Source organism: Cryobacterium psychrotolerans, assembly GCF_900101115.1.
GTDB classification, from domain to species: domain Bacteria; phylum Actinomycetota; class Actinomycetes; order Actinomycetales; family Microbacteriaceae; genus Cryobacterium; species Cryobacterium psychrotolerans.
The window spans coordinates 83,834-102,599 of sequence record NZ_FNFU01000009.1 but is presented as its reverse complement, the minus strand read 5'-3'; the positions used below and the strand labels follow the sequence as shown (position 1 = coordinate 102,599).

Annotated in this window: 16 protein-coding genes and 1 pseudogene; 6 read left to right on the top strand and 11 right to left on the bottom strand. The window is 72.4% G+C overall.

The window, feature by feature from the left end:
• Positions 1-47: 47 nt before the first annotated feature.
• From BLQ39_RS09560 to BLQ39_RS09545, 4 genes are read left to right on the top strand one after another with little or no spacing between them, the layout of a single operon-like run.
• A complete protein-coding gene (locus BLQ39_RS09560; protein ID WP_092323546.1) occupies positions 48-542 on the top strand; it encodes a Dps family protein in 495 nt (164 codons plus the stop codon).
• A gap of 47 nt (positions 543-589) precedes the next feature.
• Positions 590-1,702, top strand: coding sequence for an acyl-CoA dehydrogenase family protein (locus tag BLQ39_RS09555; RefSeq protein ID WP_092323544.1), 1,113 nt, complete (start codon positions 590-592; stop codon positions 1,700-1,702).
• Positions 1,696-3,117: a PIG-L family deacetylase gene (locus tag BLQ39_RS09550; RefSeq protein WP_092323543.1), complete on the top strand. Its 1,422-nt coding sequence runs from the start codon at positions 1,696-1,698 to the stop codon at positions 3,115-3,117. Before BLQ39_RS09555 ends, BLQ39_RS09550 begins: the two co-directional genes overlap by 7 nt.
• A complete protein-coding gene (locus BLQ39_RS09545) occupies positions 3,114-3,851 on the top strand; it encodes a glycosyltransferase family 2 protein (RefSeq protein ID WP_092323542.1) in 738 nt (245 codons plus the stop codon). The genes BLQ39_RS09550 and BLQ39_RS09545 overlap by 4 nt, the downstream gene beginning before the upstream one ends.
• 96 nt (positions 3,852-3,947) lie before the next feature.
• Here the strand turns inward: BLQ39_RS09545 and BLQ39_RS09540 are convergent, their stop codons facing one another.
• The 8 genes from BLQ39_RS09540 to hutH form a co-directional block, all read right to left on the bottom strand.
• Entirely contained in the window at positions 3,948-4,550 is a 603-nt protein-coding gene (locus tag BLQ39_RS09540; protein ID WP_167738548.1) for a HutD/Ves family protein, read from the bottom strand.
• Positions 4,543-5,721 carry an imidazolonepropionase gene (gene hutI / locus BLQ39_RS09535; RefSeq protein ID WP_092323541.1) on the bottom strand — a complete coding sequence of 393 codons (1,179 nt, stop codon included), beginning with the start codon at positions 5,719-5,721 and terminating at the stop codon, positions 4,543-4,545. Before hutI ends, BLQ39_RS09540 begins: the two co-directional genes overlap by 8 nt.
• Positions 5,718-7,232 carry a formimidoylglutamate deiminase gene (locus tag BLQ39_RS09530; protein ID WP_092323540.1) on the bottom strand — a complete coding sequence of 505 codons (1,515 nt, stop codon included), beginning with the start codon at positions 7,230-7,232 and terminating at the stop codon, positions 5,718-5,720. Before BLQ39_RS09530 ends, hutI begins: the two co-directional genes overlap by 4 nt.
• A complete protein-coding gene (locus tag BLQ39_RS09525; protein WP_174775360.1) occupies positions 7,229-8,443 on the bottom strand; it encodes an allantoate amidohydrolase in 1,215 nt (404 codons plus the stop codon). The genes BLQ39_RS09530 and BLQ39_RS09525 overlap by 4 nt, the downstream gene beginning before the upstream one ends.
• A 103-nt stretch (positions 8,444-8,546) precedes the next feature.
• Positions 8,547-10,202 (bottom strand): urocanate hydratase, encoded by a 1,656-nt coding sequence (gene hutU / locus BLQ39_RS09520; RefSeq protein WP_092323539.1) that lies wholly within the window; start codon positions 10,200-10,202, stop codon positions 8,547-8,549.
• Positions 10,195-10,866: an IclR family transcriptional regulator gene (locus BLQ39_RS09515; RefSeq protein WP_092323538.1), complete on the bottom strand. Its 672-nt coding sequence runs from the start codon at positions 10,864-10,866 to the stop codon at positions 10,195-10,197. The genes hutU and BLQ39_RS09515 overlap by 8 nt, the downstream gene beginning before the upstream one ends.
• A 168-nt stretch (positions 10,867-11,034) precedes the next feature.
• Positions 11,035-12,762 carry a peptidoglycan DD-metalloendopeptidase family protein gene (locus tag BLQ39_RS09510; RefSeq protein ID WP_241986949.1) on the bottom strand — a complete coding sequence of 576 codons (1,728 nt, stop codon included), beginning with the start codon at positions 12,760-12,762 and terminating at the stop codon, positions 11,035-11,037.
• A gap of 133 nt (positions 12,763-12,895) precedes the next feature.
• A complete protein-coding gene (gene hutH / locus BLQ39_RS09505) occupies positions 12,896-14,446 on the bottom strand; it encodes a histidine ammonia-lyase (RefSeq protein WP_092323536.1) in 1,551 nt (516 codons plus the stop codon).
• Positions 14,447-14,543: 97 nt separating this feature from the next.
• On the opposite strand from hutH, the gene BLQ39_RS09500 reads away from it, so the two are divergent.
• Positions 14,544-15,353, top strand: a complete 810-nt coding sequence (locus BLQ39_RS09500) for an IclR family transcriptional regulator (protein WP_092323535.1) — start codon at positions 14,544-14,546, stop codon at positions 15,351-15,353.
• A 91-nt stretch (positions 15,354-15,444) separates the two neighbouring features.
• Here BLQ39_RS09500 and BLQ39_RS09495 read toward each other — a convergent pair whose 3' ends face one another.
• The 3 genes from BLQ39_RS09495 to BLQ39_RS09485 all read right to left on the bottom strand — a co-directional run bounded on the left by BLQ39_RS09495 (position 15,445) and on the right by BLQ39_RS09485 (position 18,099).
• Positions 15,445-16,446 (bottom strand): alpha/beta hydrolase, encoded by a 1,002-nt coding sequence (locus BLQ39_RS09495; protein ID WP_166784507.1) that lies wholly within the window; start codon positions 16,444-16,446, stop codon positions 15,445-15,447.
• A gap of 74 nt (positions 16,447-16,520) precedes the next feature.
• Entirely contained in the window at positions 16,521-17,666 is a 1,146-nt protein-coding gene (locus BLQ39_RS09490) for an FUSC family protein (RefSeq protein ID WP_092323532.1), read from the bottom strand.
• On the bottom strand, positions 17,641-18,099 hold the full coding sequence (locus BLQ39_RS09485; protein ID WP_092323530.1) for a GNAT family N-acetyltransferase: 459 nt from the start codon (positions 18,097-18,099) through the stop codon (positions 17,641-17,643). Before BLQ39_RS09485 ends, BLQ39_RS09490 begins: the two co-directional genes overlap by 26 nt.
• A gap of 260 nt (positions 18,100-18,359) precedes the next feature.
• Between BLQ39_RS09485 and BLQ39_RS15855 the strand changes: the two are divergent.
• Positions 18,360-18,766, top strand: a pseudogene (locus BLQ39_RS15855) (DEAD/DEAH box helicase); the annotation flags it as partial.

Genomic DNA, 18,766 nt, shown 5'->3' with positions numbered 1-18,766 from the left:
CCGGCGTACGGTCTACCCCGTTCCAACGAGCGAGAGGGGCACCACCAATGAAGGCATCCGCAGAACTCGGTTCCAACATGCAATCCGTCCTGGTCGATCTGATCGAACTGCACGTCCAGGGCAAGCAGGCCCACTGGAGCATCGTGGGAAAGAACTTCCGTGACCTGCACCTGCAGCTCGATGAGATCATCGCCGACGCGCGGATCTTCTCCGACGAGCTGGCCGAGCGGATGCGCGCCCTCGACGCCCTGCCCGACGGACGCAGCGAGACGGTCACAAAAGACACACACCTGCCGAAGTTCCCCGCCGGCGAAGTCGACACGGCCGACGCCGTCGGCCTGATCACCGAGCGCCTGGACGCGACGGTTGGTAACATCCGTGCCGTGCACGACGCGATCGACGAGGAAGACCCCACCAGCGCCGACATCCTGCACGGCATCATCGAGAAGCTCGAGCAGTACGCCTGGATGGTCAGCGCCGAGAACCGTTCGCCGCGGAAGTCCACCGCGAAGGCCCCAACCCGGCCGGCCGGCAAGGCCTGAGCGGGCGCACACCGGAAGCCCGAGGCCGAAACTGACAGAGGGCAGGGATGACTGACGAGCAGGACCGCGCGCCGGTGTGGCTGACCGGGACGGGAGACCGATCCGGGTCGGGAGACCGCACGAAGCGCCGAGACAGCACGGAGCACGCACGCCTGGGAGAGCTGGCCGCGGCCGCCTCCTCCGTAGAGGGTGACGCCGGGCGGGCGCTGGCCCTCGCTCGGCGCCTGGGCGCATCCGTTGCCGGCCCGGGTGACGGCAACACGCGGCAGCTCTTCGAAGCCCTCGCCACCCTCGCGGCCGCGGACCTCACGGCGGCTCGGGTGGCCGAGGCGCACCTGGACGCGCTGTCCATCCTGGGCCAGGCGGGCGTCGACCCCGCCGGCCTCCCGGGGGCGCCGGCGGGAGGGGGCACCTGGGGAGTCTTCGCCGCCGAGGCCCGCGGAGCCCGGCTCACGGCTCGCCAGGCCGACGGCGGCCGCTGGCTGATCGACGGCACGAAACCGTGGTGCTCCCTCGCCGGGTCGCTCAGCCACGCGCTGGTGACGGCTCACACCTCCGAGACGAGCCGGCGGCTGTTCGCGGTCGACCTCGCCCACCCTGGGGTCGTCGTGCACGAGGGCACCTGGGTGGCCCGCGGGCTCCCGGCCGTGCCGAGCGGCCCGGTCGATTTCCGGGATCTGCCGGCCGTCCCGGTCGGGGACGACGAGTGGTACCTGCGCCGGCCCGGATTCGCCTGGGGCGGAATCGGGGTCGCGGCCTGCTGGTGGGGCGGCGCGGTCGGGGTCGCGCGCCGTGTCTTCGCGGCGGCCCGCGAACGCGAACCCGACCAGATCGCGCTTGCGCACCTGGGCGCGCTCGATGTGCTCCTGAGTGCCGCCGGCGGCTCGCTGGCCGCCGCGGCGACAGCGATCGACGCCGGAACGGCCGCCGGCGTGGACGGCGCCATCCTCGCCGCCCGGGTGCGCGGCCTCGTGGCCCGCACGGTCGACGAGGTGATCGCCCGCACGGGCCACGCGCTCGGGCCGGCGCCCCTCGCCCTCGACGCCCGGCACGCGCAGCGCGTCGCCGACCTGCAGCTGTACGTTCGCCAGCACCACGCCGAACGTGACGACGCTGCGCTCGGACGGATGCTCCTGACGAACGCCCCTGCGCCATGGTGACCTTTGGCCATCAGGATGTCGGCACCGCCGAGGCCGTCTGGGCTGCGGGCCGCGGTGCTTCGGCCGAGGACCTCCCGATAGACGACCTCCAGAGGCTCGTGGTCGTGGCCGCGCACCCCGATGACGAGACCCTCGGTGCGGGCGGCCTGATCGCGCGGGCCGCACGGGCCGGAGTGCCGGTCACCGTGGTCGTGCTCAGCAACGGGGAGGCCTCCCATCCCGGCTCGACGACCCACTCCAGGAAACGCCTCTCCGCCCTGCGCCGACGCGAGGTCGCGTCCGCGGTGGCGGCGCTCGCCCCCGGGGCCCGCCTGTGCCTGCTCGACCTGCCCGACGGCGCTCTCGCCGAGCACGGCGAGGAGGCGGCGCGCGCGGTGGCGGCGGAACTCGGACCGGGAGGACCCGGCGCCTGGATCGTGGCCCCGTGGCAGGCGGACGGGCATCCGGATCACGCCGCCGCCGGCGCGGCCGCCCATGCCGCAAACCGCCTCGCTGCCGCCCTGGGTGCTCCCGCACGAGTGTTCGAGTACCCGATCTGGGCGTGGCACTGGTCCACGCCCGGCGACCCGGTGTGGCCGGTGACGGCGCTCCGCACCCTCGAGCTGGAGCCGCAAGATCGGGAGCGGAAGTCCCGGGCCATGCAGCTGCACCGCAGCCAGGTGGAACCCCTGTCGGAGCGGGCCGGCGACGAGGCGATCATCCAGCCGGCCTTCGGCCAGCACTTCAGCAGGGGCTACGAGACGTTCATCGAGTCCACGGAGCCCGAGTCCACGGAGCCCGAGTCCACGGAGCCCGAGGCGCGGCCGGCCGAGAGCCTGGCCGAACCGTTCTTCGACGAGTTCTATGCCGGCGAAACCGACCCGTGGGGCTTCGAAACGCGGTGGTACGAGAAGCGCAAGCGGGCACTCACCCTGGCGGCGCTGCCCCGCGAACGCTTCACCGCGGCGCTCGAACTGGGCTGCTCGATCGGAGTTCTCACCGCCGAGCTCGCCGACCGCTGCACCACCGTGGACGCCGTGGACATCGCCGAACAACCGCTCCGGACCGCCCGCGCCCGGCTTGCCGGTCGCCCCGGCGTCACGTTCACGAGGCGCACGCTCCCGGGCGAGTGGCCGGAGGGGAGCTTCGACCTGATCGTGCTGTCCGAGGTCGGTTACTACTTCTCACCGGCCGAGCTGCGGGACCTGCTCGAGCGGTGCCGCGCCGGACTCGCGCCCGACGGCGTGCTCCTCGCCTGCCACTGGCGGCATCCGGTGGGGGAATATCCGCTGACCGGCGACCGGGTGCACGAGGAACTGGGCCGGCTGGAGGGGCTGGAACGCACCGTGGCGCACCGGGAACGGGACTTCCTGCTCGAGGTGTTCGAACCTGCGCCGGCGCGCTCCGTCGCCCAGCGGGAAGGACTGGCGCCATGACCGGCCGGGGCCTGATCGACGAGCTGGTCGTCGTGATTCCCGCCCGGAACGAGGAGGAGCTCCTGCCGCGCTGCCTCGACGCGATGACCGCGGCGATCGCCGAGGTGCACGCCGTGCGTGATCTGACCCCACCGATGGTGTCCGTCGTCATCGTGCTGGATCGCTGCACTGACCAGACCGCCAGGGTCGCCGCGGGCTGGCCCGACTTCGCCCGCCTCCACACCGACCGCGGGATCGTCGGCGCCGCCCGCCGGGCCGGGGTGCGGCATCTTCTGCCGACGCCCGCTCACTTCACCGGCAACACCTGGATAGCGACGACGGATGCCGACTCAGCGGTGCCGCCCAACTGGCTGACGGCCCAGCTGGCGTTCGCCCGCAACGACGTGGACCTCGTGCTCGGAACGGTGGAGCCCGACGACTGCCTGCCGGAGGCGGCCCGGGACCGGTGGGCCGCGCAGCACCGGCTTTCGGAGGGGCATCCGCACATTCACGGTGCCAACCTCGGCGTGCGCGCCGATCGATACCGCCAGGCCGGCGAGTTCGCCTGCATCCAGCGGCACGAGGACGTGTCGCTGGTCTCGGCCCTGCGTGCACGCCGGGTGAGCGAGATCCGCACCGCGCTCATCCCGGTGCTGACCTCGGGGCGGCTCGACGGGCGCGCGCCGGACGGGTTCGCCGGCTACCTGCGCGGGCAGGCGGACGGTCTCGCCGGTGGGGCGGAGTCACTGGTCTGACCGGGTCGGGTTGGGCGCCGACTTTGCCTGTTCCGGTCGAGTTTGACTGGTCTGCCGGGGCAACTCGACCGGAACCGTCAATCTCGGCGGAGGACGTCAGTGACGGATGCGCGCCACCCGGGCCAGGGCAACGCGCGCGGTTCCCTCGAGCTGGGCCCGCCCGGCGTGCTCGAGCAGCACGGCATCCAGCGCGGTCAGCGTGCGCTCGCCCAGGCGGAGGGACCCGTCCAAAACCACGAGCGCGAGGTCTTCCCCGTCTCCGGCCTCCACCGTCCAGAGCCCGGAGAAGTGCACCGAACGCAGCGACCCGGCGCACCGGCCACGCCTGGTCATGAGGTTGAGGTTGAGGTCGAGCGTCGGCGAGGTCACCGCAACGGCAGCCACCTCGTTCTCGCCCGGGAACCGGTGCACGTCGAATTGCCCGAGGTGCACAGGGACGCCCCCGTCGACCAGGTCGAGCCCCTGCGGCGAGATGGCCATCAACATCCGGTCGACGCCCGGGTAGCCGGAGAACGGGTTGTCCCCGGCGACGGTCGCGATGCTCAGCCGCCAGTCGAACCCGGCCGGGCCGCCCCCGATCGGACGCGCCGCCACCTCGCTGGTCACGCCTCCGCCGTTCCGCCACGGCTCGGCGACTCGGCTGGCCGCGGTCAGCACCCGCACCGCGCACGGCTCGGACACCGCGGACGGCTCAGACACCCCGGTGCCCGAACTCGAGTCGCACTCCCCGCCGCCACACCGCAGCCGTCAGGGGCACCCCCGGGCGGTAAGCGAGGTGGGCAACGGATGGCGCGTCGAGCACCTGCAGGTCGGCCAGGCCGCCCACGCGGAGCGACCCCACCGCATCCGTCCCGTGCTCGCGGCCCACTGCCCGGGCGGCCCCGCGGGTCGCGGCACAGACGGCCTCCTCGATCGTCAGCCCCATCTGCAGCACCGCCGTCGCCACGCAGTAGGGCATCGATGTCGTGTACGACGTGCCGGGGTTGCAGTTGGTGGCCAGGGCGATGCTCGCGCCGGCGTCGAGCAGCCGCCGGGCCGGCGGGAACGGTTCGCGCGTGGACAGGTCGCAGGCGGGGAGCAGCGTCGCCACCGTCGACGACGACGCCAGCGCGTCGATGTCCGCGGCCTCCAGGTGGTTGCAGTGGTCGACGCTCGCAGCGCCCAGCTCGACCGCGAGCCGCACCCCGCCGCTGAAACCGAGCTGGTTGCCGTGCACGCGCAGGCCGAGGCCGGCGGCGCGGCCGGCGAGCAGCACCTCGCGGGTCTCCTCCACGTCGAAGGCGCCCGCCTCGCAGAACGCGTCGATGTACTGCACGAAGGGGGCGACCGCCGCGAGCATCGGGCCGATCACGAGGTCGAGGTAGTCGCGCCGGTCGACGCCCTGCGGCACGACGTGCGCGCCGAGGTAGCTGACGACGTCGGCCACGGCCGCCGCGGCGCTCGCCGAGCGGGTTTCGCTCTCGAGGTCGAGGCCGTAGCCGGTCTTGGTCTCGAGGAACGTGGTGCCCTGCGCTTCGGCCTCCCGGCGCAGCCGCGCCGCGTTGCCGATCAGCTGTTCCTCGGTCGCCGCGCGCGTCGCCTGCACCGTGGTGTTGATCCCGCCGGCCTCGTAGCGCTGCCCGGCCATCCGGGCCTCGAACTCCGCCGCCCGGTCGCCCGCGAAGACGAGGTGGGTGTGCGTGTCCACCCAGCCGGGGAGCGCGGCGCGACCGCCGACATCCGTGCGTCGATCGGCCGCCGGCGCCTCGGCCGCCGGGCCCATCCAGGCGATCCGTCCACCCTCGATGACCAGCGCGGCACCCCGCAGGCGCGCTCCGTCGCCGGCCTGGGTGGTCAACTCGCGGATGCCGGTGATCAATTCGGTGGTCATGCGGTGTCTCCCGAGGTGGCGTCATGCGTGGGCGGTGCTGGGTCACGGGTGGGCAGGGCTGTTTCGAGGGCGGCGAGGGCCTCCCGCAGCAGTGTCTCCGGCAACCGGTCGGCCGCGCCGTCGGCGGAGACGAGATCGGCGGGCACGAGCCGCCCGGAGTCGGCGACGATCACGCCGTGCACGATCACCCGCAGCACGTCGGATGCCGTCGCGGTGAGCGGAAGCTGGGCCGGCGCCGACCCGACGGTGCGGACGCTCCGCGTCGACAGCTCGACGAGGTCGCACAGGTCGCCCGGGCGCAGCCGGTTCTCGCCGAGCCCGAGGGAGGCGTAGCCGTTGGTCGACGCGGCGGCCAGGAGGGAGGCCGGGTCGAACCGTCCGCGCTCGCCGGAGGCCAGCCGTTCGCCGGCCTCGAGGCCGCGCATCTCGAGCATCGGGTCGACGACGGCGTTCTGGTCGGAACCGAGGGCGATCGGCGCGCCGGCATCGCTGAGACGGCGCGCCGGGCCGATCCCGTCGCCGAGGTCGGCCTCCGTGGTCGGGCACATCACGACAGTCGCGCCGGCGGCCCCGATCAGCGTCACGTCCTCGTCGCTGAGGTGGGTGGCGTGCACGACACTCAGCCGCGGCGTGAGCGCGCCGAGGCCGGCGAGCACGCCGGCCGGGGTCCGGCCGTATTCGGTCAGGCAGTCCGCGTTTTCCTGCGGCTGCTCGGAGAGGTGGATGTGCAGCGGCACCGCCGGAGGCAGACCGGCCAGCACCTGCCGAATCGCGTCCGGCGGTACGGCCCTCACGGAGTGGATTGCCGCGCCGAGGCTGACCCGGGCGTCCGGATCCGCGCCGAGGGCCTCGCCCAGGGCGTTCCAGCGTTCCAGCCAGCCCGCCGCCGAACCATCGTCGAAGGCGCGCTGCTCCGGCGCGAGCGGGCGCCCGATGCCGCCGGCCAGGTAGACGGTGTCGAGCAGCACGAGACGGATGCCCACATCGCGCGCCGCCGCCGCCAGCGCGAGCTCCATGGCGTGCTCGCGCGGGTACCGGGAGCCATCCGGGCGGTGGTGCACGTAGTGGAACTCGCCGACCGCGGTCCAGCCGCTGACCAGCATCTCGGCGAACACGGCTCGGGCGAGCGCGTAGTACCGGTCGGGGTCGAGCCGGCCGGCGGCGAGGTACATCGCCTCCCGCCACTGCCAGAAGTCGCCCACGTCCGCGTGGGTGCGGCCGCGGAGCGCGCGGTGGAACGCATGCGAATGCGCGTTGGCCATGCCCGGCAGCACGGTGCCGAGGCGCACGTCACCCGGCAGCGGCTCGGCGCCGCCCGTGACGCCGGACAAGCGTCCGTCGGCGCCGACCTCGAGGCGGACACCGGGCGTCGGCACGCCGTCGACGAGCAGGGTCTCGCACCAATAGGCGACCGGCTCCGGCGCGCCGGTCGCGTCACGCGGCGAATAGCTCGCCGCGCCGCTTCCAGCCGCGCCGCTCGCACCTGCGCCGCTCGCGCCCGCCCCGCTCACAGCAGCGTCCGCAGCAGCTTCTCGAGCGCCTCGACGCCGGCGACGCAGTCGTCGGCCGTGGCGAACTCCTCCGGCGAGTGCGAGATGCCGGTGGGGTTCCGCACGAAGAGCATCGCGCTCGGCACGCTCGCCGCGAGCACCCCGGCGTCGTGGCCGGCCCCGGTCGGCAGGGCGGGCACGCCGCCGAGCGCCGCACTGAACCGGTCGCGCAGCTCGGGGTCGAAGTGCACCGAGCCGGCCCAGGATTCCTCGACAACGGCGACGGAGCATCCGTTTTCCGCCACGGCCTCGTCGACCAAGGCGGTGATCTCGCCCAGCAGCGCGCGGGTCTCCTCGTCGGTCTCGGCCCGGGCGTCAAGCCAGGCCTGCACGCTCGACGCGATCACGTTCGTGCCGCCGGGGACGATGTTCATCCGGCCGACGGTGGCGCGCGTGCCCGGGCGAGCCGAGGCCGCGTCCTGCACCGCGAGCACGGCGCGGGCGGCCGCCACCATCGGGTCGCGCCGGTCGGCCATCAGGGTGGCGCCGGCGTGGTTGCCCCGGCCGGTCACGGTGAGGCGCCAGCGGCCGTGGGCGAGGATCGACGAGGCCACGGCCACCGGCTGCCCGAGCTCGATCAGGCCGCGGCCCTGCTCGACGTGCAGTTCGACGAACAGGCCGATCCGCTCCAGTGCCTCCCGGTCGGTTCCGAGGTGCGCGGGGTCGAGTCCGGCGCGAACGGCTGCCTCGGCTAACGTCACCCCGTCGGCGTCGACGAGGGCCCGGGCGCGGTCTGCGCCCAGCGCCCCGGTCATGAGCCTCGAGCCGAGGCAGGCGATGCCGAACCGGGAGCCCTCCTCCTCCGCGAAGACGAGGATGGCGCAGGGGCGCGACGGCGTGAAGCCGGCCGCCTGCAGCCGGGCGATGGCGTCGAGCGCCGACACGACGCCGAGCGGGCCGTCGTAGGCGCCGCCGCCGGGGACGGAGTCGAGGTGGCTGCCGGTGACGACGGCATCCGGGCCGGGAGTTCCCCACCAGGCCCAGATGTTGCCGTTGCGGTCAGTCTCGATATCGAGCCCGATGCGCCCGGCGCGTTCGACGAACCAGGCGCGCAGTTCGAGCTCGGCGGCCTGCCAGACGTGCCGGGAGTAGCCCCCGCGGCGGGCATCCCGGCCGGTCCCGGCGATCTCGTCGAGGCCGGCCAGCATGCCGTCCGCGAGGAGCTCGCTCATCGGTGGACCGCCTTAATCCCGTGAGGGGTCGCATATCGACCTTCGTTGGCCCCGGGAACGTCGATATGCGACCCCTCACGAGGGAAACGAGCCGGCGTGGTCATCAGGACTCCATCATCGGCACGCGGAGGCCCCGTTCCCTGGCGACCTCTTCGGCTCGCCCGTAGCCGGCGTCGACGTGGCGCATCACTCCGGTGCCGGGGTCGTTGGTGAGCACGCGCTCGATCTTCTCGGCGGCCAGCGCGGTGCCGTCGGCGACGATGACCTGGCCGGCGTGGATGCTGCGGCCGATGCCGACGCCGCCGCCGTGGTGGATCGAGACCCAGGTGGCGCCCGACGCGGTGTTCAGCAGGGCGTTCAGCAGCGGCCAGTCGGCGATCGCGTCGGAGCCGTCCTTCATGCCCTCGGTCTCCCGGTACGGCGAGGCGACCGAGCCGGAGTCGAGGTGGTCGCGGCCGATCACGATCGGTGCGCTGAGCTCGCCCGAGGCGACCATCTCGTTGAACTTGAGCCCGGCGAGGTGGCGTTCCTTGTAGCCGAGCCAGCAGATCCGGGCCGGCAGGCCCTCGAAGTGCACCAACTCCCGCGCCTTCGTGATCCACCGGCGCAGGTGCTCGTCCTCCGGGAACAGTTCGACGATGGCCTTGTCGGTGGCCGCGATGTCGGCCGGGTCGCCCGACAGCGCCACCCAGCGGAACGGCCCCTTGCCCTCGGCGAAGAGCGGGCGGATGTACGCGGGCACGAACCCGGGGAACGCGAACGCGCGGTCGTAGCCGCCGAGTTCGGCCTCGGCGCGGATCGAGTTGCCGTAGTCGAAGACCTCGGCACCGGCATCCTGGAACTCGACCATGGCCTTCACCTGCTTCGCCATGGATGCCCTTGCCCGCTCGGTGAACTCCTCGGGCTGGGCGGCCGCGTAGCTGTGCCATTCCTCCACGCTGACGCCCTCCGGCAGGTAGGACAGCGGGTCGTGCGCGCTGGTCTGGTCGGTGACGATGTCGATCGGAACCTTGCGGGCGAGCAGCTCGGGGAACACGGTCGCGGCGTTGCCGACCAGGCCGACCGAGAGGGCGCGCTTCTCGGACTTGGCGGCGAGCACCCGGGCGATGGCGTCGTCCTGGTCGGTCGCCAGTTCGTCGAGGTAGCCGTGATCGACGCGGCGCTGCAGCCGGGACTCGTCGACGTCGACGATGAGCACGGCGCCCTCGTTCATCGTGACGGCGAGCGGCTGCGCGCCGCCCATGCCGCCGGCGCCGCCGGTGAGGGTGAGGGTGCCGGCCAGTGTCCCACCGAACCTCTTCGCGGCGACGGCGGCGAAGGTCTCGTAGGTGCCCTGCAGGATGCCCTGGGTGCCGATGTAGATCCACGAGCCGGCCGTCATCTGGCCGTACATCGTCAGGCCGAGGGCCTCGAGCCGGCGGAACTCCGGCCAGGTGGCCCAGTCGCCCACGAGGTTGGAATTGGCGATGAGCACCCGAGGCGCCCACTCGTTGGTACGGAACACGCCCACCGGCTTGCCGGACTGCACGAGCAGGGTCTCGTCCTTCTCCAGCGTGGTGAGGGTGCGCACGATGGCGTCGTAGGCCTCCCAGTTACGGGCGGCCTTGCCCGTTCCGCCATAGACGACGAGGTTCTCCGGGTGCTCGGCGACCTCGGGGTCGAGGTTGTTCATCAGCATCCGCAGCGCACCCTCGGTCTGCCAGCTCTTCGCGGTCAGCTCGGTTCCGCGGGCGGCGCGTACGGGGCGGGATTCAGACATCGGTGTCTCCTTGGGTGGATGCGCCGAGGCCGGCGGATACGCGGGCGGCCGCGGTGACGAGCAGGGGGCCGTAGCGTTCGATATCGGCGGGGGCGACCCGGTAGCTCGGGATGACCAGGCTGAGGGCGGCCACGACGCGATCGGCGGAGCGGATCGGGGCGGCGATTGCGGTGACATCGGTTTCGACGCCGCGTTCAACGACGACATAGCCCTCGGCGGGCGTCCGGCCGGCCAGCACCTGGCCGGAGGCCGACTGGTCGAGCGGAACCGTTCGGCCGACCCAGCTGGCGTGCCGGACCGAGTGCGTGCCCTCGACGATGGCGAGGTACAACGCGGTGTGGGCGTGGCCTTCTACACTCAGGTAGACGGATTCGCCGGTCGCGGCGACGAGGTCTTCCATCACCGGGCGACAGAGCGGGGCGAGGGACTCGTTGCTCAGGGACTGTGCGCCGAGTTGGATCAAACGGCTGCCCGGCCGGTAGCCGCCGTCATCGTCCTTCCGAACAAACCCGCTCGTCTCGAGGGTGCGCAACAGGCGAAGCGCGGTGCTCGGCGAGAGGTCGACGGCGCGGGAACTCGCGGACAGGGTGAGGCCGTCCCCATCGCAGATCACGGCGAGCAGGCTGAGGGCGCGTTCCACGGTGCGGGTGGATGACTCGGCCACGGTGCTGCTCCTTCGATGCTTGGTCTGTCACCTAGTAAAATACAAATGTCATGCAATGGCAAGACGTGGGCCGCGCACCATGCCCCGCTCCGCGGATGAGGCGCCACGCCGACGCCGAACGCGCCCTACCGACGCCGAACGCCGACCGCCGAAACCGGTCGCGTCGGGTCAGCGGCCGAGAACGACTCCGCGCTCGGCCAGATACGCCTGGCCATCGACCCGCGAGCCGTTCACCCTCACTTCGAAGTGCAGGTGGCATCCGGTGGATGCGCCGGTGCTGCCGACGCCGGCAATGACCTCTCCGGCGATGACGGCGTCGCCGACCGCCACGAGGGTCTGGCCGGGGGCCACGTGCGCGTACCCGGTCTCCACCCCGTTGCCGTGGTCGATGAGGATCCAGTTGCCGTAGGTGCCCACGGAACCGACGGCCACGACCACCCCGGAGTTCGCCGCGTAGATCGCCGCTCCGCAGGATGCCCCGATGTCGGTGCCGTAGTGAACGGCGCCCACACCGGGAGCGGGTCGCGTGGGCCTGGGGCCGAAGACGTCGTTGATGCTGCCGACGGCGGGCGTCACCCAGCCCTGCGCGGTCGGTCGTCCGGCCGGCATCGCCGCGAGCGTGTTGGCGATCGGGGTCAGCCCGGACATCCCGACCGGAGCGCTGACGGACAGGAGGGCCAGCCGCGCGGTGGCGGCCTGCAGGGCGGCCTCGGCCGCCTGCATGGCGGTGAGGGTTTCTGCGATCGGGACGTTCTGCACGGTCTGCTGGGCCGTGGCCTCCTGCTCGGACAGGGAAAGCGCCCGCAGGGTGTCGGCCTCAGAGCGAGCGCGGATGGCGTCGATGCTGCCGGTCAGCTGCGCCAGTTTGTCGAGTGTGCCCAACTGGTACAGCAGGTCGGCGCCGTTCTGCGCGCCGAGCAGGACGTCGGCGGTCGCTGTGCCGGACTGGTGCTGCGCCAGGGATCGAATCAACGCGGCCAGGACACGCTTGGACGCATCAGCGGTGGCAGCGGCCTCCTCGGCCAGCGCGTGGACCAGGTCGACCCGGGCCAGGGCGGCGTCGAACTCGGCCTTGGCCGACGCGTAGCCGAGCTTCGCTGCGTCGTAGGCGGCCTGGGCGCTCGCCACCTCGGCCAGCGCTTCGGCATACGCTGCCGCCCGCTCCGCCGCAGTCCGTGCTGCTGCTGCCTGTTCCTGCGCTGCGCGTTCGGCCTCGGCGCGGGCGGCGGCTGCGGCGGCGGCGCGCTCCGCGAGCAGGGACGCTGACGGCCGGTTGACTTGCTGAGGGATGGGGTCTACTTCGGCCGCCGGAGTTGGCGGGGAAGGTGGTGCCGGCGGGGCCGGCGCATTGGGCGTGCCGGGCGCGGGGTCGGGATCCGGCTCCCCCGCGGGATCGGGGTCTGCGCCGGGATCGACCGTGGGTTCGGGATCCACCGCGGGTTCGACAGTGGGTTCGGGATCGACAGTCGGTGTCGGATTGCCGCTGGGGTCCGGGTCTGCGACGGGTTCGGGGTCCGTCCCGGGGTCAGGCTCTCCGCCGGGGCCGGGATCGCCACTGGGATCCGGCTCCACGACGGGTGGGGTGTCGGTGACGGGCGCCGGCACGGGGGCCGCGTCGACGAGAGGCGCCGTCGGGTCGGCGCCCGACAGGTCCGGGGTCGTCGGTACGACAGCCGGGTCGGAAATCGCCGGGTCCGAAATCGCCGGGTCGGAAATCGTCGGGTCCGAGGCTGCCGTCGGCGCAGGGTCGGGCGCGGAATCCGCTGCGCTCGCCATCGCGGGGGCCCCGAAGACCACGAGCGATACCGCGAGAACGACTGCGATCGGAAAGCCCATGCGGCGCGACATCCCGACGCCCGGGAGGCGCTGGGGGATACCGTTCGGCTGCTGCAACATCACGATCGTCAATCCATCTTCGGGGTATGGATGGTTCGGTGCGCCGGAGCAGGACAGGCCGGCGTGGCGCCAGTATCGCATGGGGGCATGGGGGGCACAACCACCCGTCTGGCGGTCCCCCCGGCGACGTCCGTCAGTGCAGGGCGGGGGCAACCTGCCCGGCGGCATCCCGCACCGCACCGGTCTGGACCAGCCCGACGATCGCCTCGATTTCCGGCGACAGGAACCGGTCGTGACCCGGCCCGTCGGCGACCGTGCGCACCAGGTCGCGCACGGCCGCGGTTGCCGGGCCGGGCAGCAGGGGCGCCCGCAGGTCGAGCGACCGGGCGGCGGTCATGATCTCGATCGCCAGCACGCGGCCCAGGCCGTCGATCGACTTGCGGAGCTTGCGTGCGGCCGCCCAGCCCATCGACACGTGGTCCTCCTGCATGGCCGACGAGGGGATCGAGTCGACGGATGCCGGCGCCGCCAGCCGCTTCAGCTCTGACACGATCCCGGCCGCCGTGTACTGCGCGATCATCAGGCCGGAGTCGACGCCGACCTCGTGGGCGAGGAACGGGGGGAGGCCCTTGTTCCTGGACGCGTCGAGGTGGCGGTCGGTGCGGCGCTCGCTCATGCTGGCGACATCCGCCGCGGCGATGGCGAGGAAGTCGAGCACGTAGCCGACCGGGGCGCCGTGGAAGTTGCCGTTGGACTCGACGCGGCCGTCGAGCGTCACGACCGGATTGTCCACCGCGCTCTCGAGCTCCCGGCCGGCGATCATCGCGGCGTGGCCGGCAGTGTCCCTGGCCGCGCCGTGCACCTGCGGCGAGCAGCGCAGCGAGTACGCATCCTGCACGGTCGGGTCCTCGGGCCCGGCGTGGCTGGCGAGCAGGGGGGAGCCGGCAAGCAGGGCGCGCAGGTTCGCCGCGCTCAGGGCCTGGCCCATTTGGGGGCGGAGGGCCTGCAGGTCGGCGGCGAACGTGGCATCCGTGCCGAGGAGTGCCTCGACGCTCATCGCCGCGGCGATGTCGGCGGTCGTCAGCAGCAGGGCGAGGTCGTCGAGAGCGAGCACCAGCATGCCGAGCATGCCGTCGGTGCCATTGATCAGGGCCAGCCCTTCCTTTTCGGCGAGCACGACCGCTTCGATGCCGGCCGCCCGCAGGGCGTCGCCGGCGTGCAGCCAGGTGCCGGCGGCATCCCGCACCTCGCCCTCGCCCATGATCGCCAGCGCGCAGTGAGCCAGGGGGGCGAGGTCGCCCGAGCAGCCGAGCGAGCCGTATTCGCGCACGATCGGGGTGATTCCGGCATTGAGCAGGGCGGCGTAGGTCTGCGCCGTGGCGGGGCGCACGCCCGTGCGCCCGGTCATCAGCGTCGAGAGCCGCAGCAGCATGAGCGCGCGCACGACCTCGCGTTCGACCTCCGGCCCGCTGCCGGCCGCGTGCGACCGCACGAGGCTCGCCTGCAGCTGGGCGCGGCGATCCGCGGTGATGAAGGTCGTGGCGAGGGCGCCGAAGCCGGTCGAGATGCCGTAGTGCGGGTCGACGTCCTCGGCCAGCGCGTCGATGATGCGCCGGGTGGCGGCGACCCCCTCGAGCGCGGTCGGGTCGAGCGTGATCGGGGCGCCCTGACGGGCCACGGCGACGACGTCGGCGAAGGACACCGGGCCTGTGCCCACGGTGACGGATGCTGCGGAGAAGGTCATACTCCGATTGCACACCACCGACGGCCCCGTCAAAACGTGTCTAGACTCGGAACCGTCCGGTATCCCGGACACTTCACGGACCGGGCAGGGCGAACGGATGGCGCAGGCGGAGGAATCGACACCGCCCCAGGGGTCGGCGCGGTCCAAGGTTCCCGCGGCGGAGGGCACGCTGCGCATCCTGTCCCACCTCGCGACCCAGCGCGGGCCGGTGCCCGCCTCCGCCATTGCGACCGCGCTCGGCCTGCCCCGGTCGACCGTCTACCAGCTGCTCGCCGTGCTCGCCGAGCGCGGCTTCGTCGTGCACCTGCCCGAGGAACGGCGCTACGGGCTGGGCCTGGCCGCCTTCGAGCTGAGCACGGGGTTCTCCCGCCAGGAGCCGCTCTCGCACCTCGGCCGCCCGCTGGTCGCGCAGCTCGTTGACCGGCTCGGCGAGAGCGCGCACCTCGTCGTGCTGCACGGCCGCGACGTCATCTACCTGGTCGAGGAACGCGCGCCCCGCAGGCCGTCGCTGGTGACGGATGTCGGGGTGCGCCTGCCCGGACACCTCACCGCGAGCGGCCGCGCGCTCCTGGCCGCGCTGCCGGCGGCCCAGCTGCGGGCGCTGTACCCCAATGCGGCCGCCTTCCAGGAGCGGGACGGCCGGGGGCCGCGCACCTCGACCGAGCTGCGCCGCCTGCTCGACCAGGTGCGCCGCCAGGGGTACGCGCAGGAGGACGGCGAGATCACCGCCGGCATGGCCTCGGTCGCGGTGGCCGTGCGCGACCACGCCGGCTGGCCGGCCGCGAGCATCGCGGTGACCTTTCCCCGCGACGCGATCGCGGAGTCGGAGTGGCCGGCCCTGGCCGAGAGGATCTCGGGCACGGCGGCCGAGCTCTCCCGGCGCATCCGTGGCCGGCAGGCGGTCTGAGGGGAACGCCCCCGGGAGTCTCCCCGCTCAGTTGCGGACCAAGTACCTTCAATTTCACAACGGAGGTACTTTCTCCGCGACTCAACCCGTATTAGGTGCCGAGGTGCCGGTGCAGGAACGCGGCGACCTTCACGCGCATGGCCGCGTCGAGGATGCCGATCGAGTGCAGGGTGCCGGGCACGGTCACCAGCTCGTTCGGGATGCCGAGCCGGTCGAGCCTGGAGGCGTACCCGATGGACTGGGCGAGCGGGATGAACTCCTCTGCGGCCGCGCCGATGAAGACGGGTGGGTCGCTCGGGTCGAGTTCGCGATGCGGCGATGCGGCGCCGGCCTGCGGGCAGTCGGCCAGCGAGTCGCAGCCGAGGTAGCTCTGCACGATCCGCTGCAGCCCGGCGGGCGCGTTGCCGACCACGAGCGCCTCGTGGCCCAGGTCGGTCGGACCGGAGAGCTCTGCGACCGCGGCGACGCGCGCGCCCTCGGTCAGGGACCCCGATCCGCGCGCGCCGAGGAGGGCGGCCAGGTTGCCGCCGGCCGAGCCGCCGAACGCGCCGATGCGGTCGGGGTCGATGCCGTACTGCGCGGCGTTCTCCGCCTGGCGGATCCACTCGACCGCGAGGCCCAGGTCGTCGATGGCGGCCGGGAACAGGGCATCCGGCACGAGGCGGTAGTTCACCGAGTAGGCGACGAATCCCTCGCTGGCGAGCCAGGTGCACACGGCCCGCCAGTCGGAGTTGCCCTTGTCGCCGCGAGCCCAGCTGCCGCCGTGGATGGAGACGACGGCCGGGCGCAACCCACCCGCCTCGGCGTCGCCGGTGGGCGAGCAGACGTCGAGGGTGAGCAGCGCGCCGTCCGACTGGGTGCCGTACACGACATCCGTGGCCACGCTGATGCCGTCTGGCCGGCTGAAGGTGCGGATGCCGACGACCTCGGTCGTGACGAGTTCGCTCCGGGTGGCGCCGGGCTCGTCGGGCGTGACCGGGTGCAGTTCGGTGTGGAACCCGCCGAGGAGGGCCGTGGCCGCCACGGCGATTCCGCCCGCGCAGGCGATGGCGAGAAGCCGGATGCGGCGGGACGGGCGACGACCAGGTGTCACGGCTGCTCCGGGGTGAATGGTGGGGGCGGGTGAGATGAGGATAGTTCCCCTCCTGCCCCAACCGCGAATCCCCTTCAGGGGGCAGGGGTGGGGATGTCCTCGGCGTCGCGCTCGACGCTGGGGCGCAGGGCGACGAGGATGCGCCGCAGGTCCATGTCGATCGCGGACGCGGCGCTGATCGTCTCGGCTCCGGAGTGCCGTTGCCGCTCCAGCTCGGCCCTGAGCGATTTCAGTCCCGCCTCGGCCTCGTCGCGGGGCGGCGCCAGCACCCCGGTGCCGGAGTCCCACTCGTCCAGGATCCGGGCCACCGAGCGGATGGCGGCGCCGAGGGAAGGCCGCAGTTCGGCGGGCACCTCGACCGGGAGCGGGTCGCCCCAGACCGCCCCGGCGAGCACGTCGGTCAGGTTCCGCACATGGAAAGACACCGTCTCCAGCGCTGCCACGTCGTCATAAGCGGCCAGCAGGTCCCGGCGGTGGATGAGTGCGCGCGGGTTGCCCTTGCGGCTTTCGTCCGCGTGCATGACCGCCGCACGCACCTCGCTCGCCGTCCGGCTGAGCATGTCGCCGCGTGTCGCCCAGACTTCGTGCTCCGGCGGCCAGCTCTCGGTCAGGGCTTCACTGATCTCGCGGAGGTGTCGGGCCAGGGTGGTGCGGAAGCGCGAGAGCTCTGCCGCGGCGGCGTCCTGCCTGAGCGGCGGCAGGATCAGCAGGTTGACGGCCAGGCCGACGGAAATGCCGAGGCACACCTGCACCAGGTACCCGATCGAGTACGAGTCCGCGTTCGGCCCTCCCACGATCAGCACGAACAACGCGGTGACGGGCACGAACTCCCGGGCCGTGGTGATCCGGCGGCTTCCCGAGATCAGGAATCCAATGCCGACCACGAGCGAAATCGTGAAAACATTCGGCTCGCTCAGCAGGATGACCGTGCCCGCCAGGAGCACGCCGATGGCCAGCCCGGCCACGGTCTGCAGGCCGTTCTTCACCGAACCCATCAACGTGGGAGCCATGCTCACCAGCGCCCCGAGCGGGGCGTAGTACGGGTAGTCGTTGGCGACGCCCGGCAGATACGGCGCGATCGACCACGCGATCCCGACGGCGAGGGCGGCCTTTGCCGCCAGGAGAAGCTCCGGATGCTGCACCCCGGCTTTCAGCCGTGCGGCGGCCCGCTTGCGGCGGCCGTTCTCCTCCCGGTCAGAGGCTTTTTGCGAAACAGACACTGAATTCCTCCCCGATGTACGGGCCGAACTGGGCGATCTCCCGGTAGCCCTGCCGGCGGTAGAGCGCGAGGGCGGCGGCGTGCAGCGGCCCGGTTTCGAGCACGACTTCGCGGATGCCGCGGGCGGCGGCATCCGCTTCGATCCGGACGAGCAGGGCGGCGCCGAGACCGCGCCCGCGGCCCTCCGGATGCACGAACATGCGCTTGAGCTCGGCCGTGTCGCCGGGGCTCGGAACGAGGGCGGCGATGCCGAGCGCCCGGCCGGTCTCGTCCCGTGCCGCATAGAAGGTCACGCCCGGCTGCTCGAGCTCGTCGACTCCGAGCAGGAAGTTGCTCTCCGGCGGATAGAGCGACTCGGCGTACTCCGCGCTCAGACCCAGGAGGGCCTCGATATCGTGATGCCGGGGTGATTCAATGGCGATCGTCGTACGCATTGATACAGGGTAAACCACGATTGTCCGTGACTTTCGGGCAACAATCGGGTAACGTAGACAAGTCGGCTCTTGACACCGCGCTATTTTCACGTGTGCGCGGATGGGTTTGTAAGTCAGGATGGGCCGGTTTCCCAGTAATCCGCTGGTGAAAAATCACTGTATGTGAACGGCCCGGCCATCGACTGCCCGGGTGCTCAGGTTGCGTCGCGTATGTGCGTCGTCGTTCTGCCATGTACTCAACACAACCCAGAAATACCGTTATGCCTTTTGACAAGAAGCCAGCAAAGAATTTCGACCCGAAGTACGCCTCGAAGGGCGGCCCCAGCAGGGGCGGGTCCAACTCGGGCAGCAAGAGCCCCGGTCATCGCGGCTACCGTGCTGACGAGGGTGCGCCCAAGAAGCAGCGTTGGAACGCGGACGAGCGCGCAGCCCGCGCCTCGGAGCGTCCGTCCGGCGATCGTCCGGCCTACGGCACCCGCAACGAGCGTCCGGCCACCGGCCAGCGTAACGAGCGTCCTGCCTACGGCGACCGCCCGAACCGCACCGAGCGTCCGGCCTACGGCGACCGCGCCCCGCGCACGGACCGCCCCGCCTACAACAAGGACCGTCCCGCGTACGGCGACCGCGCCCCGCGCGCCGACCGTCCCGCGTACAACAACGACCGTCC

What these genes read in the sequence shown, in the direction of transcription:
- BLQ39_RS09560 (WP_092323546.1), top strand. Translation starts at nt 48, where the DNA reads ATGAAGGCATCCGCAGAACTCGGTTCCAACATGCAATCCGTCCTGGTC.
- BLQ39_RS09555 (WP_092323544.1), top strand. Translation starts at nt 590, where the DNA reads ATGACTGACGAGCAGGACCGCGCGCCGGTGTGGCTGACCGGGACGGGA.
- BLQ39_RS09550 (WP_092323543.1), top strand. Translation starts at nt 1,696, where the DNA reads ATGGTGACCTTTGGCCATCAGGATGTCGGCACCGCCGAGGCCGTCTGG.
- BLQ39_RS09545 (WP_092323542.1), top strand. Translation starts at nt 3,114, where the DNA reads ATGACCGGCCGGGGCCTGATCGACGAGCTGGTCGTCGTGATTCCCGCC.
- hutI (WP_092323541.1), bottom strand. Translation starts at nt 5,721, where the DNA reads ATGACCACCGAATTGATCACCGGCATCCGCGAGTTGACCACCCAGGCC.
- BLQ39_RS09525 (WP_174775360.1), bottom strand. Translation starts at nt 8,443, where the DNA reads ATGAGCGAGCTCCTCGCGGACGGCATGCTGGCCGGCCTCGACGAGATC.
- hutU (WP_092323539.1), bottom strand. Translation starts at nt 10,202, where the DNA reads ATGTCTGAATCCCGCCCCGTACGCGCCGCCCGCGGAACCGAGCTGACC.
- BLQ39_RS09510 (WP_241986949.1), bottom strand. Translation starts at nt 12,762, where the DNA reads ATGTTGCAGCAGCCGAACGGTATCCCCCAGCGCCTCCCGGGCGTCGGG.
- hutH (WP_092323536.1), bottom strand. Translation starts at nt 14,446, where the DNA reads ATGACCTTCTCCGCAGCATCCGTCACCGTGGGCACAGGCCCGGTGTCC.
- BLQ39_RS09500 (WP_092323535.1), top strand. Translation starts at nt 14,544, where the DNA reads ATGGCGCAGGCGGAGGAATCGACACCGCCCCAGGGGTCGGCGCGGTCC.
- BLQ39_RS09485 (WP_092323530.1), bottom strand. Translation starts at nt 18,099, where the DNA reads ATGCGTACGACGATCGCCATTGAATCACCCCGGCATCACGATATCGAG.